This is a genomic window from Collinsella aerofaciens (assembly GCF_018785245.1).
GTDB lineage: Bacteria > Actinomycetota > Coriobacteriia > Coriobacteriales > Coriobacteriaceae > Collinsella > Collinsella aerofaciens_AD.
The window spans coordinates 91,716-104,469 of the sequence record NZ_WQPL01000019.1; the positions used below are offsets into that span (position 1 = coordinate 91,716).

Sequence of the window (12,754 nt, forward strand, 5' to 3'; positions counted from 1 at the left end):
CCCTTTTGTTTTGAGTTTAGATTTTGGGATAGCGAATTCGTCTGCCGAGCCGGCGGCTGCGGCGCCCTATTCGCTCAGGGGGCGCAAGGATGCTTCTTCGAAGTGGAAGACGCACAAGCCGCTCTCGGTCTCAATGCATGCGCGGCCGCAATCGTCGACCGTTCTAAATATGCCTCGTGCCAGCTCGTCTCCAGCGGGGGAGCGGGCGATAACGTGCTCCCCGATCCAATTGAGGTGAGCGACATATTCGCCGTGGACGGGCGCGAGCGGTCCGGTGTTTTCTTCCATGGAGTTGAGGCGTTCTGTCCAGGCATCTACAGCGTCTATAACGGCGTGATAGACCTCATCGAGGAGCATGTCGACGGCAGGAACGTTTTCGTTAAGGTCCGAGAGACCGATTGCTGGCAGGCCGCCATCGGGAACCTCCGCGGGCACATAGTTCACGTTAACGCCGATGCCACAGACCGCAAAAGGGTTGCCTTCGTTATCGCGTGCGGCCTCGACCAGAATGCCGCCGAGTTTGCGTCCACGCGCGACCAGGTCGTTGGGCCATTTGAGGCCAATCTCGTTTGCAAGACCCTGTTTTTCGAGTGCCTCGAGCACCGCTAGGCCGCTGACGGCGGCAAGACCAGAGAACTTTGCAGGATTAACGCATGGGCGCAGGACAATCGAAAGCAATAGGTTGCCGGCGGTTGAATCCCACTTGTGGCCGCGCCGGCCGCGTCCTGCCGTCTGAGCCCGGGCGGCAAGTCCTGTGCCGTGCGGCGCACCCTGTTTTCCTGCCTCGAGCAGGTCATCGTTGGTCGATCCGGTTACGTCGACAATCGTTAATTGGGCATCCATAGCGGCTGCTACCTCCTTATTGAATAAGTGAATGATGCAATGGTGTCGAGAGATAGACACAATGTGAAGCCTTTGTCGCATTTGGACAATATAATGTTAACACGTCAACAAAGACTGAAATGCGTTATCCTCTCTTGGTCGATGTAAACACGTCAACAACTCAAAGGAGGTTAGTGATGGGTTTCACGATTCTGGGAACAGGCTCGGCGCTTCCTAAGCGCAGTGTTTCCAATGACGAGCTGTCTGAGTTCCTCGATACCTCGGATGAGTGGATTTTTACCCGCACAGGCATCAAGAGCCGCCGCGTCTGCACCACCGAGTCACTCGACGACCTTGCCGTAGCGGCGAGCGAGCAGGCACTCCAGGTGTCCGGAATCGACGCGAGCAAGCTGGATCTAATCGTCTGCTCGACGACAACGGGTGACCATCTTGTTCCCGCCGAGGCGTGTGCCGTAGCCGAGCGTCTGGGCGCGACGTGTCCTGCCTTCGATGTCTCGGCGGCCTGCGCCGGCTTCGTATTTGCGCTCGATGTCGCCGAGGGCTATATCGCCCGAGGACGAGCCGAGCATGCGCTTGTCGTTGCGGCCGAGCAGATGACGCGCGCGCTTGACTGGACAGACCGCGCCACCTGCGTGCTCTTTGGCGATGGGGCAGGCGCCGCTGTGATAGAGGCTGGGGGAGACAACCCCCTTGCCGTTGAGCTTTCGACGGCGCCCGACGTCGTGACGTTGCGCGTTCCCGGTCTGGTCGGTACGTCGCCGTTTAAGGCCTCCGCAGATAGCGCGAGTGTGCTGTCCATGAATGGCCGCCGCGTGTTCAAGTTCGGCGTCAACGCCATCTGCGACACGGTCCATAAGCTTGCGATCGATGCGGGCATTTCGGTCGAAGACATCGATCATTTTGTATTCCATCAGGCTAACGAACGAATCCTGAGCCAGGCGGTCAAGCGCCTGGGCGTGCCGGACGAGCGCGTGGTTCGCACGTTGCGCGAGACCGGCAACATTTCGAGCGCATGCATTCCGCTTGCCCTCGACCGGCTGGCAAACGCCGGTGCACTTCACACAGGCGACACCATCGCCTTGGTTGGATTTGGCGCCGGTCTGGATATAGGTGGCTATCTGCTTCGTTGGAAGTAGTCGCACATAGGAAATAAAAACGCCCTAGGGCACAACCAAAGGAGAACTACCATGGCAGATCAGAAGACCTTCGAGCGCGTTTGCGACGTTATCCGCGAGACCGCTGGTCTTGACGACGTTGAGATGAAGCCCGAGTCCACGCTCGAGGAGATTGGTCTCGACAGCCTGGGCACCGTCGAGATCCTCGTCGCCGTCGAGGACGAGTTTGGCATCCAGCTCGATACCGAGGAGAACCCCAAGACGGTCGGCGAGTTCGCCGATACGGTCGAGGCGGCATTGGAGAAGTAGAGATGCTCAAGACTCCTCTCTGCGATCTGCTCGGCATCGAAAAGCCCGTGTTCCAGGGCGGTATGGCCTGGATTGCCGATGCCTCGCTGGCGTCCGCAGTGTCCGAGGCGGGTGGCTTAGGCATCATTGCGGCCATGAACGCCGACGCCAACTGGCTGCGCGACCAGATTCACGAGCTGCGCGCCAGGACGGATAAGCCCTTTGGCGTCAACGTCATGCTCATGAGCCCGTTCGCCGACGAGGTTGCACAGGTTGTGATTGACGAGCGAGTGCCGGTCGTCGTGACGGGCGCCGGCAATCCCGCCAAGTACATGAAGGCGTGGAACGAGGCGGGCATCAAGGTCATCCCGGTCGTTGCCTCGGTGGCGCTGGCGCGCCTCGTGGCACGTCGTGGAGCCACGGCGGTTGTTGCCGAGGGTACCGAATCGGGCGGCCATATTGGCGAGACCTCGACGATGGCACTGGTGCCGCAGGTCGTCGATGCGGTTGACATTCCCGTCGTGGCCGCCGGCGGTATTGCCGACGGCCGCGGCGTGGCGGCCGCCTTTATGCTGGGCGCCGAAGGCGTGCAAGTGGGTACGCGCTTTCTGGTCGCAGACGAGTGCACCGTCTCGGAGCAGTACAAAGAGATGGTCCTGAAGGCCAACGACACTTCAACGCGTGCGACCGGTCGCTCGACGGGACATCCAGTGCGCGCCCTCAAGAGTCCCTTCACCAACGCCTATGCCAAGAGCGAGGGTTCCGGCGCGAGTGCCGAGGAGCTCGGTGCTATGGGAACCGGTGCGCTGCGTAAGGCCGCCAAGGACGGCAACTACGAAGAGGGTTCGTTTTTGTGTGGACAGATTGCCGGCATGGTTAGCGAGCGCCAGAGCGCACGCGAAATCGTTGACGATCTGGTCGATGGCGCCGAGCGCGTCCTGAAGGGTGCGTCCGCATGGGTAGCGTAGCGTTTCTGTTTGCCGGCCAGGGTGCCCAACACCCCGCGATGGGCGTCGACCTGATCGAGACATCGCCGGCGGCCGCCGAGGTGTTCACCATTGCCGACGAGGTGCGCCCGGGGACGAGCGAGCAGTGCCGGAGCGCCTCCAAGGAGGAGCTCTCGCAGACCGAGAACACGCAGCCTTGCGTGTTCGTGCACGACTTGGCTGTCGCCGTCGCCCTGCGCGAGCGCGACGTGGTGCCTGCCGCCTGTGCGGGATTCTCGCTGGGCGAGGTCGCTGCACTCAGCTTTGCGGGGGCATTCGATACGCGAGCGGGTTTTGAGCTCGTGTGTGAGCGCGCGGCATTGATGGCCACGGCGGCCGAGCGTCACCCTGGCGGCATGCGCGCCGTCATCAAACTTGATGCTGCGCAAGTCGAGAACCTGGCTGCGCAGGCCGGCGAGGACTGCTGGCCGGTCAACTACAACAGTCCCCAGCAGACGGTTGTGGCCGGAGCGCCCGATGCGCTGCAGACCCTCGACGTCCTAGTAAAAGAGGCTGGCGGCCGCGCCATGAAGGTCGCGGTGTCGGGTGCATTTCATAGCCCCTATATGGCCGAGGCGACCTGTGGCCTTGCCGCATATATTGAGGCCGGTCACGCGCCGTCCCCGTTGCTCATTCCTGTTTTGGCAAATATGACAGCGGCGCCCTATCCGGCGGACCCCCAGACGGCATCGGATGTCTTGGCCAATCAGGTGAGCAATGCCGTGCGCTGGGTCGATACGCTGCATGCTCTGCAGGATCAAGGCATCGACACATTTATTGAGGTCGGCCCCGGCAAAACGCTGTCTGGCCTGATCAAGCGTACGTTGAGCGACGTTCGTGTGTATTCGTGCGAGACGGCCGAGCAGGTCGCAGCTATTGCCGACGAGCTCGCATAGTCCACAGGGCTGTAACCCGAAAGGAATGACATGGGCAACTTGAACAATGGCGCGCTCGAGCGCAACGACTCACGTCGCGTGGCACTGGTCACGGGCGGCTCGCGGGGTATCGGCCGCGCCTGCGCTATCGGTCTGGCGGAGGATGGCTACGATATCGCCGTCGTCTATGCCGGCAGCGTCGATGCGGCGCGCGAGACGTGCGACGCCTGCGAGGCGGCTGGCGCCACGGCGCGCTCATATCAATGTGACGTGGCCGACCCCGCTGCCGTCAACGCGTGCGTGGAAGCGGTCCTCAACGACTTTGGCTCCATTTGGGCGCTCGTCAACAACGCTGGCATCACCCGCGATGGCCTGCTCATGCGCATGGGCGATGACGCCTTCGATCGCGTGCTCGATGTCAATCTTAAAGGAACGTTTAACACGACGCGTGCGCTCACCAAGACCTTTATGCGCCAGCGCGGCGGCTGCGTCGTCAACATGAGCTCGGTTGTGGGCCTGATGGGCAATGCCGGGCAGGCCAACTACGCTGCCTCCAAGGCGGGCGTGATCGGCCTGACCAAGGCGGTGGCGCGCGAGCTTGCGCCCCGCGGTGTACGAGTGAACGCGGTCGCCCCCGGGTTTGTCGAGACAGATATGACGGCAAAGCTCTCGGAGAAGGTGTGTACGGTAACCGAGGAGCAGATTCCCCTTAAGCGTATGGCGCGCCCCGAGGAAGTGGCCGGCGTGGTGCGCTTTTTGGCGAGCGATGCGGCTGCCTACATTACGGGCGAGGTCGTGCGCGTCGACGGCGGAATGGCGATGTAGAAACCAGGGCCGAAGAACGGCTTGGATGAGGAGACCATGATGGAACAGAGAGTTGCAATCACCGGCATAGGTGCCGTATCGCCGCTCGGCAACACCGCGCTTGCCACCTGGGCGGCAATGTGCGCTGGCACGTGCGGCATCGGCCCGATTACGCACTTCGATACCGATGCGTTTGCCGTCAAGGTAGCGGCCGAGGTCAAGGGCTTTGACGGCAACGAGTACTTTGGCAAGCGTGATGCAAAGCATCTGGACCCCTGCGTTCAGTTTGCGATGGCGGCTTCGGACGAGGCCATGCGCGATGCGGGCTTTGATGTCGAAGGCGCCATCGATCGAGAGCGCCTGGGCGTCTACGTGGGCTCGGGCGTGGGCGGCATGACGACGCTCGTCGACAACGTCCATACGATTGCCGAACGTGGGCCCCGCCGCGCATCGCCCTATATGATCGCGATGATGATCCCCAACATGGCATCGGGCAATATCGCAATCCGCCACAAGGCAAAGGGCCCGACCCTGCCCGTGGTGACCGCGTGCGCAACCTCGGCCCATGCGGTGGGCGAGGCGTTCCGCGCCATCAAGCACGGCTATGCCGACGCGATCCTCGCGGGCGGCGCCGAGGCTGCAATTATCCCCGATGCCGTTGCGGGCTTTACGTCCTGCCGTGCATTGACCACCAACCCCGATCCCGCGACGGCCTGCCGTCCGTTCGATGCAGACCGCGACGGCTTTGTGATGGGCGAGGGCGCCTGCGTGCTCGTGCTCGAGAGCATGGAACATGCGCAGGCGCGCGGTGCGCACATTTATGCCGAGGTCGTGGGCTACGGCAACACCGATGATGCCTATCACATCACGAGTCCTGATCCCGAGGCTGCCGGCATTGCCCGCGCGATATCGCTGGCGGTGACCGAGGGCGACGTCAGGCCTTCCGAGGGTCTCTACATCAATGCTCACGGCACATCGACCAAGCTCAACGATTCGTCCGAGACGGCGGGCATTAAGCGTGCGCTCGGCGAGGACGCGGCGCGCGCCGCGCACGTCTCGTCGACTAAGTCGATGACCGGCCACATGATCGGTGCCACGGGCGCCATCGAGGTCATGGCCTGCGCCATGGCGCTCGAGCAGGGCGTGGTGCCGCCGACCATTAACTACCGCACGCCCGATCCCGCCTGCGATCTTGACTACACGCCCAATCGCGCAGTTCGCGCCGACCTTACCTGGGCGCTTTCGACCAACCTAGGCTTTGGCGGGCACAACGCCGCCATCGCGCTGCGTAGATATACGAGGAGCTAGAGCATGGATTCCAAAAGACTTGCCGAGATAGCCGATGTTATGGAGGACCGCGGCCTCACGCGCGTGCGCGTTGAGGAGCCCGATGGCACCGCGGTCGAACTCGAGCGCGCGAGCGCCGCACGGCCGGTTGCCGTGCCCATGCCCATGCCGAGCGCTATGGCCGCTCCAGTTGCAGCTCCCACAGTCGCGCCTGCCGCACCGGAGCCCGCCGCGCAGACACCTGCCGCCGCACCGGAGCCCAAGGGCACCGAGGTGACCGCTCCCATGGTCGGCGTTTTCTATGCTGCCCCGGCGCCGGGCGACGAGCCGTTTGTGCACGTGGGCTCTAAGGTCAAGGCCGGCGAGACCCTCTGCATTATCGAGGCCATGAAGGTTCTCAACGAGGTGACGGCCGAGGCAGACGGCGAGGTGCTCGAGATCTGCGTGGCCGACGGCGACCTCGTGGAGTTTGGCAGCTGCCTCATGAGGATCGGATAGGTGATATCCATGAACAAAGAAGAGCTCAAGAAGCTGTTACCGCATCGCGAGCCGATGCTTTTGCTCGACGAAGCCGAGCTGGTGGGCGACGAGGCCCACGGCAAGATCACGATTACGGGCGACGAATACTTTTTGCAGGGGCATTTTCCGGGAAACCCGGTGGTCCCCGGCGTGATCCAGTGCGAGATGCTCGCCCAAAACTGCTGCGTGTTGCTGATGGGCGATGAGGAGGCGCGCGGCGCGACGCCGTTCTACACGAGTCTGGACAAGGTGCGCTTTAAGCGTCCGGTGCGCCCGGGCGATACGGTGGATCTGGTGTGCTCCATCACGCGTGCGCGCGGGCCGTTCCGCTTTGCGACGGGTACTGCAAGCGTCAACGGTGAGGTCTGTTGCCGCGCCGACATGTCTTTTGCACTCATGCACGAAAGTTAAGGAAGGCTTCATGTTCGACAAAGTGCTCATCGCCAACCGCGGCGAAGTCGCGGTCCGTGTTATCCGCGCGTGCCGCGATATGGGCATCAAGACCGTCGCCGTTTATTCCACGGCCGATGCGGACGCGCTGCACGTGCAGCTTGCCGACGAGGCGTATTGCATCGGCGGTCCGCGTCTTGCCGAGAGCTACCTCAACGACGATGCTGTGCTCACCTGTGCCGTAAAGTCGGGAGCTAAGGCAATTCATCCCGGCTATGGCTTCTTTTCCGAGAAGGCGAGCTTTGTACGCGACTGCGACAAGTATGGCCTGGCTTTTGTCGGTCCTTCGGCCGAGGTGATCGACAGCATGGGCGACAAGGACGCCGCACGCCGAACGGCTGCCGCGGCGGGCGTGCCCATTGTGCCGGGCTGCGATTTGCTCAAAAGTCCCGAGGAGGCGACGGCCGAGGCCGAGCGCATTGGCTGTCCCGTGCTCATTAAGGCGCGCGCGGGCGGTGGCGGTCGCGGCATTCGCAAGGTCGAGCGCGTGGAAGATGCGGCAAAGGCGTTCATCGAGGCGCGTGCCGAGGGCGAGGCCGTTTTTGGCGACGGCGAGTGCTACATGGAGAAGTTCGTCGCGCCGGCGCACCACGTTGAGGTGCAGATTATGGCCGATAAGCAGGGCCATGTATTTTCGCTCGGCGAGCGCGAGTGCTCGGTGCAGCGTCGCAACCAAAAGCTGATCGAAGAGAGTCCCGCGCCGTGCCTCGACGGACACAACGACATTCGTGCTCGCATGCACAAGGCAGCGCGTGACCTGGCTCGTGCCGTCGGCTACGAAGGAGCCGGTACCATCGAGTTTCTGTATTCGGACGACGGCAATTTCTACTTTATGGAAATGAACACGCGCTTGCAGGTGGAGCATCCGGTTACAGAGTTTGTGACCGATACCGACTTGGTCAAGTGGCAGCTGCGCGTGGCAGCCGGCCAGCCTCTGCCCTTTGAGCAGGAGGACATGCCGGTCCGCAACCACGCCATGGAGTGCCGCATCAATGCCGAAACGCCGGACTTTCTGCCGTCATGCGGAACGGTCACCGCGTTGCGTGTGCCGGGTGGTCCGCGCGTGCGCTGGGATTCCGCCATGTTTACCGGTGCGAAAGTTCCGCCGTACTACGACTCCATGCTCGGCAAGCTCATCGTGTGTGCGCCCACGCGTGACGGCGCCATTCGTAAGATGCGCTCGGCCCTGGGCGAGCTCGTGATTGAGGGCGTGAGCGAAAACAGCGAGCTTCAGCTCGACGTGCTGGCAAACGACGAGTTCTTGTCGGGCATGTACCACACCGATCTGATGGGGCATCTCTATGCTGATGAATAGAAAAGCAAAGACGGTCAACGTCCTCGAGGGGCCGATGACCGAGTCGTGCGCCGAGTTTCCCGCGCGCCACGTGTTTATCAAGTGCTCGGAGTGTCGCCGCGTGATCGATGAAGCACGCCTGCACGACAACCTCGAGGTCTGCCCTCGTTGCGGCAAACACTTTCGCGTGAGCGGTCGCGCGCGCATGCGCATGACGGTCGACGAGGGCACGTTTGAGGAATGGGATGCCAATCTGGCGTCGGAGGACTTCCTCTCGTTTCCCGGCTATGCCGACAAGCTTAAGAGCGTGTGCGAGCGTTCGGGCGAGCGCGACGCCGTTGTGTGCGGCAGGGGCAAAATCTGCGGTTGCGATACCGCGCTCTTCTTTATGGACGCCAACTTTATGATGGGCTCGATGGGTTCCGTGGTGGGCGAGAAGATCTGTCGCACATTTGAGCGAGCGACCGAACTTGGATTGCCAGTTGTCGGCTTTACCGTTTCGGGCGGCGCGCGCATGCAAGAGGGCGTGACGTCGCTTATGCAGATGGCCAAGATTTCTGCGGCGGTTAGGCGCCACAGCGAGGCGGGCGGTCTGTATATCACGGTGCTCACCGACCCCACGACCGGAGGCGTAACCGCGAGCTTTGCCATGGAGGGCGATATTATCCTGGCCGAGCCCGATGCCCTGACGGCATTTGCCGGCCCGCGCGTGATCGAGCAGAACATGCACAAGCGCCTGCCCAAGGGATTCCAGCGCTCCGAGTTTTTGCTGGAGCACGGCTTTTGCGATGCCGTTGTTCCGCGTGGCGAGATTGCGCTCACGGTAGGCGAGCTGCTGGCACTGCACGAAGGGCACGCGCCCGGCCTGGGGGCACCGCATGAGATCGTGCATACGGGTCGTCGCGGCAAAAAGCTGGGACACTTGTTCAAGCGCTCGACCGCACCAAAAACCGCGCTCGAGATTGTCAAGCAGACCCGCTCGGCAGATCGCGCCACGGCGGGCGAGATGATCTCGCTGGGCCTGGATGGATTTGTGGAGCTGCATGGCGACCGTTACTTTGGCGACGACGCCGCCGTGGTGGCTGGCATTGGCTGGAAAGACGGGCGACCCGTGACGGTTATCGCCGTCGAGCGCGGTACCACGACCAAAGAGCGCATGCGTCGCAACTTTGGTATGGCACATCCCGAGGGCTACCGCAAAGCGCGTCGCCTTATACGCCAGGCCGAAAAGTTTGGTCGACCGGTTCTGTGTCTGGTCGATACTTCGGGCGCGTTTTGCGGCATCGGTGCCGAGGAGCGCGGCCAGGGCGAGGCGATTGCCCAGAATCTCATGGAGATGAGCGGCCTCAAGACGCCGATTGTCTCGGTGGTGACAGGCGAGGGCGGCTCTGGTGGCGCGCTGGCGCTGTCCGTGGCCGACCGCATCCTGATGCTCTCGAGCTCGGCCTATTCGGTCGTGAGCCCCGAGGCCTGTGCGTCGATCCTGTGGAAGGATACCGAGCGCGCGAATGAGGCCGCCGAGGCGCTTAAGCTCACGGCCCCCGATCTGTTGGCGCTCGGCATCATCGACGGCATTGTTGACGATAGGGGCCTGTCGCATGAGGAGATCGCCGGTGCCGTCATGTCCTCGGCATTTGATGTCTTCGATACGCTTGGGCAGCTCGACGACGCGACCCTCACAAACCTCCGCTACGAAAAGTACCGCGCAATCGGTCAGTACCGCACGATGTGACAAAGGGGCAGCCCGCATGTCATATTGGGAAAGGCGTTCCATGCTACAAGTTTCTAACACCTCGTTTACAACGACGGTTTCATCAAACGCCATGGCCGTGGTGGACTATCTGTCCAAAAGCATGATGTCGGCGCTGCCGTTTATTGTCTGCGCGGCGTTGTTCCGCACCGTTGCCGTCATTATGGGCGAAGGTATGCTGGGCCTGTGGTCTGCCGATTCCGAAATCTATCGCCTGTTCTACAGTTGGCTCTATAACGCCGGCTACTACTTTTTGCCCATTTATCTTGGTTGGGCGGCCGCCCGCCAGCTCGGTTGCTCGGAGCAGCTAGGCATGATGCTGGGCGGCGTATTGATTGCGCCCGATCTGCTTAAGCTCGTCGATGCCGCATCGACGACGGGGGCATCGATGACTTCCGTGTATGGTCTGCTTCCCGCGCCGGTCAACGATTACACGACGACTGTTATTCCGGTTCTCATCTCGGTGCCCGTGCTATGGCGAGTGGAGTGTTTCTTTCAGCGCGTTATCCCTAAGGCCGTGGCGTTTTCGTTCGTTCCGTTTGCGACCATGCTTGTCATGGTTCCGGTTTCGCTGTGTATTACGGCGCCGGCGGGCAGCTATCTGGGCATGCTGTTGGGCCAGCTTATGTTTATGCTTGGCAATTCCGGTGGCATCGTGTCGCTGCTCACGCTCATGGGGCTTGCCGCGGGTTGGGAGTTTCTTAAGATTGCAGGCGTCAGCAACGTTGTCCTATCGCTTGCCTATGCTCAGTTTATGAGTGTGGGAACGGATTCGTGCATCCTGATCGCCGCGACGATGGCGACGTTCGCCGTTTGGGGCATGCCCTTTGGCGCGTCGCTCCGCGTTGCGGATAAGGACGAGAAGGCACTCATGCTGGGCTATTCAATCTCGGGTATTCTTGGCGGCGTAAGCGAGCCGGCGCTGTACGGTTGCGGCTTTAAATATGGCAGGTGCCTGACGTACATGGCCATTGGCGGCGCCGTCGGAGGCCTTGTTGCGGCCGTGGGCCACGTTACGGCCTATACCATCGGCATGACGAATGTCCTTATGGTCATTGGCTTTGCCACGGGCGGCATCTCGAACCTGCTGTGGTGCTGCGTTGCCGGCGGTGTGGCATTTGCGGTGTCTGCGGCGCTGAGCTACTGCTTTGGCGTGGTGCCGGCGCAGGGACAGGCGGCAGAAGACGGGGCCGATTCACCCGAAACAGTGGCGAGCGCTGCTGAAGTAAGCGCGTAAACCTGTGCGACAAAAGGACGATTCTTTTGTCATGCTCCAAGGCCGTGGCCCGTGCGGGCTGCGGCCTCTTTGTATCTGGGAGACAAAGTGGCTACACTACAATCCGTTTGAGCAATAGATATATAGGTAGTACCGTGGGGGCGGATGCAGATGGTCGAGTGGATAGTTAAGCGCGCGCAGGGCGATCGTGCGCGTGTGGGCACGTTAGCGGGCATGGTGTGTATTGTCGCCAATGTGGCGCTTTGTGCTGCGAAGGGCGCAATCGGTGTGGTTTCGGGATCGGTTTCGATTGTGGCGGATGCCATGAACAACCTGTCCGATGCCAGCTCGAATATCGTGAGCGTGCTGGGCTTTAAGCTGGCGAGCAAGCCCGCCGACCCCGAGCATCCATACGGCCATGGTCGCTACGAGTACCTCTCGGGTCTTGTCGTGGCGGCGCTCGTGCTTCTCATTGGCCTTGAACTGGTGAAGTCCTCGTTTGAGCGTATCATCCACCCCGAACCTGTCGAGTTCTCGCTTGCCCTGGTGGCAGTCCTGGCGCTTTCGATGGTTGTTAAGCTGTGGATGGCGGCGCTCAACCAAAAGCTCGGCGACCGTATCGAGTCCGAGACACTGCATGCGACTGCCCAGGATTCCAAGAACGATGTTCTTGCCACAGGCGCCGTGCTGGCATGTGCAATTGTTTCGCAGGTGACGCACATCAATCTTGACGCATGGGTTGGCCTTGCCGTTGGCGCCTATATTGGCTGGAGCGGCTTTGAACTTATTCAAGATACGGTGAGCCCGCTTTTGGGTCAGTCGCCCGATCCTAAGCTGGTCAAGCACATTCGAGACAAGATCATGAGCTATCCCGGCGTTTTGGGAGTTCACGATTTGATGGTTCACGACTACGGCCCGGGCAGGAAGTTCGCAAGCGCTCACGCCGAGATGGCAGCCGAGGCCAGCCCGCTGGAAAGTCACGACACGCTCGATAACATCGAGCAGTCGTTTAGGAACGAAGACGGCATGATTGTCACACTTCACTACGACCCCATCGTGACCGACGATCCAAAGGTGGCGAGCATGCGCTTGCGCATCAACGCTATGGCTCAAGAGATCGATAGCCGCCTTTCGATTCATGATTTGCGCTGTGTGCCGGGCCCCACGCACACCAACGTGATCTTTGACTGCGTGCGTCCCTCGGATCTGCAGATGAGTGCCGAAGACGTAAAGCACGCGCTGGCACAACGGGTCGAATCGGAATATCCCAAGTCGATTGCCAAGATTACGATCGACGAAGACTACGTAGGGCATACCCACGAGTAGG

The 12,754-nt window shown here is 61.5% G+C and carries 13 protein-coding genes; 12 read left to right on the forward strand and 1 reads right to left on the reverse strand.

The genetic code is table 11. The features are described from left to right. Positions 1-66 precede the first annotated feature (66 nt). Complete coding sequence (locus GPK39_RS04445) at positions 67-843, reverse strand: biotin--[acetyl-CoA-carboxylase] ligase (protein WP_215674038.1); 777 nt, start codon at positions 841-843, stop codon at positions 67-69. A gap of 176 nt (positions 844-1,019) precedes the next feature. Here GPK39_RS04445 and GPK39_RS04450 point away from each other — a divergent pair, with 176 nt between their 5' ends. The 12 genes from GPK39_RS04450 (at position 1,020) to GPK39_RS04505 (ending at position 12,753) form a co-directional block, all read left to right on the forward strand. Continuing rightward, positions 1,020-1,979 carry a 3-oxoacyl-ACP synthase III family protein gene (locus tag GPK39_RS04450; RefSeq protein ID WP_196025296.1) on the forward strand — a complete coding sequence of 320 codons (960 nt, stop codon included), beginning with the start codon at positions 1,020-1,022 and terminating at the stop codon, positions 1,977-1,979. A gap of 51 nt (positions 1,980-2,030) precedes the next feature. Further along, the gene (locus GPK39_RS04455) at positions 2,031-2,267 is read left to right on the forward strand and encodes an acyl carrier protein (RefSeq protein WP_006235019.1); all 237 of its coding nucleotides are present in this window, start codon (positions 2,031-2,033) and stop codon (positions 2,265-2,267) included. Positions 2,268-2,269: 2 nt separating this feature from the next. Continuing rightward, positions 2,270-3,214, forward strand: coding sequence for an enoyl-[acyl-carrier-protein] reductase FabK (gene fabK / locus GPK39_RS04460; RefSeq protein WP_195520903.1), 945 nt, complete (start codon positions 2,270-2,272; stop codon positions 3,212-3,214). After that, complete coding sequence (locus GPK39_RS04465; protein ID WP_215674039.1) at positions 3,202-4,128, forward strand: ACP S-malonyltransferase; 927 nt, start codon at positions 3,202-3,204, stop codon at positions 4,126-4,128. The genes fabK and GPK39_RS04465 overlap by 13 nt, the downstream gene beginning before the upstream one ends. 30 nt (positions 4,129-4,158) lie before the next feature. After that, positions 4,159-4,932 (forward strand): 3-oxoacyl-[acyl-carrier-protein] reductase, encoded by a 774-nt coding sequence (gene fabG / locus GPK39_RS04470; protein ID WP_196025295.1) that lies wholly within the window; start codon positions 4,159-4,161, stop codon positions 4,930-4,932. A gap of 39 nt (positions 4,933-4,971) precedes the next feature. After that, positions 4,972-6,219: a beta-ketoacyl-ACP synthase II gene (gene fabF, locus GPK39_RS04475; RefSeq protein WP_196025294.1), complete on the forward strand. Its 1,248-nt coding sequence runs from the start codon at positions 4,972-4,974 to the stop codon at positions 6,217-6,219. 3 nt (positions 6,220-6,222) lie between these two features. Next, positions 6,223-6,696, forward strand: a complete 474-nt coding sequence (gene accB, locus GPK39_RS04480; protein ID WP_196025293.1) for an acetyl-CoA carboxylase biotin carboxyl carrier protein — start codon at positions 6,223-6,225, stop codon at positions 6,694-6,696. Between the two features lie 9 nt (positions 6,697-6,705). Beyond that, positions 6,706-7,128, forward strand: a complete 423-nt coding sequence (gene fabZ / locus GPK39_RS04485) for a 3-hydroxyacyl-ACP dehydratase FabZ (RefSeq protein WP_099432064.1) — start codon at positions 6,706-6,708, stop codon at positions 7,126-7,128. Positions 7,129-7,138: 10 nt separating this feature from the next. Continuing rightward, positions 7,139-8,482, forward strand: coding sequence for an acetyl-CoA carboxylase biotin carboxylase subunit (locus tag GPK39_RS04490; RefSeq protein WP_152067433.1), 1,344 nt, complete (start codon positions 7,139-7,141; stop codon positions 8,480-8,482). Further along, entirely contained in the window at positions 8,475-10,193 is a 1,719-nt protein-coding gene (gene accD, locus GPK39_RS04495; protein ID WP_252204672.1) for an acetyl-CoA carboxylase, carboxyltransferase subunit beta, read from the forward strand. Before GPK39_RS04490 ends, accD begins: the two co-directional genes overlap by 8 nt. A 40-nt stretch (positions 10,194-10,233) precedes the next feature. After that, on the forward strand, positions 10,234-11,448 hold the full coding sequence (locus GPK39_RS04500; RefSeq protein ID WP_215674041.1) for a PTS sugar transporter subunit IIC: 1,215 nt from the start codon (positions 10,234-10,236) through the stop codon (positions 11,446-11,448). 150 nt (positions 11,449-11,598) lie between these two features. Next, complete coding sequence (locus tag GPK39_RS04505; protein WP_252204674.1) at positions 11,599-12,753, forward strand: cation diffusion facilitator family transporter; 1,155 nt, start codon at positions 11,599-11,601, stop codon at positions 12,751-12,753. Position 12,754 lies beyond the last annotated feature (1 nt).

What these genes read in the sequence shown, in the direction of transcription:
- fabG (WP_196025295.1), top strand. Translation starts at nt 4,159, where the DNA reads ATGGGCAACTTGAACAATGGCGCGCTCGAGCGCAACGACTCACGTCGC.
- fabF (WP_196025294.1), top strand. Translation starts at nt 4,972, where the DNA reads ATGGAACAGAGAGTTGCAATCACCGGCATAGGTGCCGTATCGCCGCTC.
- GPK39_RS04490 (WP_152067433.1), top strand. Translation starts at nt 7,139, where the DNA reads ATGTTCGACAAAGTGCTCATCGCCAACCGCGGCGAAGTCGCGGTCCGT.
- fabK (WP_195520903.1), top strand. Translation starts at nt 2,270, where the DNA reads ATGCTCAAGACTCCTCTCTGCGATCTGCTCGGCATCGAAAAGCCCGTG.
- accB (WP_196025293.1), top strand. Translation starts at nt 6,223, where the DNA reads ATGGATTCCAAAAGACTTGCCGAGATAGCCGATGTTATGGAGGACCGC.
- GPK39_RS04465 (WP_215674039.1), top strand. Translation starts at nt 3,202, where the DNA reads ATGGGTAGCGTAGCGTTTCTGTTTGCCGGCCAGGGTGCCCAACACCCC.
- GPK39_RS04450 (WP_196025296.1), top strand. Translation starts at nt 1,020, where the DNA reads ATGGGTTTCACGATTCTGGGAACAGGCTCGGCGCTTCCTAAGCGCAGT.
- accD (WP_252204672.1), top strand. Translation starts at nt 8,475, where the DNA reads ATGAATAGAAAAGCAAAGACGGTCAACGTCCTCGAGGGGCCGATGACC.
- fabZ (WP_099432064.1), top strand. Translation starts at nt 6,706, where the DNA reads ATGAACAAAGAAGAGCTCAAGAAGCTGTTACCGCATCGCGAGCCGATG.
- GPK39_RS04505 (WP_252204674.1), top strand. Translation starts at nt 11,599, where the DNA reads ATGGTCGAGTGGATAGTTAAGCGCGCGCAGGGCGATCGTGCGCGTGTG.
- GPK39_RS04445 (WP_215674038.1), bottom strand. Translation starts at nt 843, where the DNA reads ATGGATGCCCAATTAACGATTGTCGACGTAACCGGATCGACCAACGAT.
- GPK39_RS04500 (WP_215674041.1), top strand. Translation starts at nt 10,234, where the DNA reads ATGCTACAAGTTTCTAACACCTCGTTTACAACGACGGTTTCATCAAAC.
- GPK39_RS04455 (WP_006235019.1), top strand. Translation starts at nt 2,031, where the DNA reads ATGGCAGATCAGAAGACCTTCGAGCGCGTTTGCGACGTTATCCGCGAG.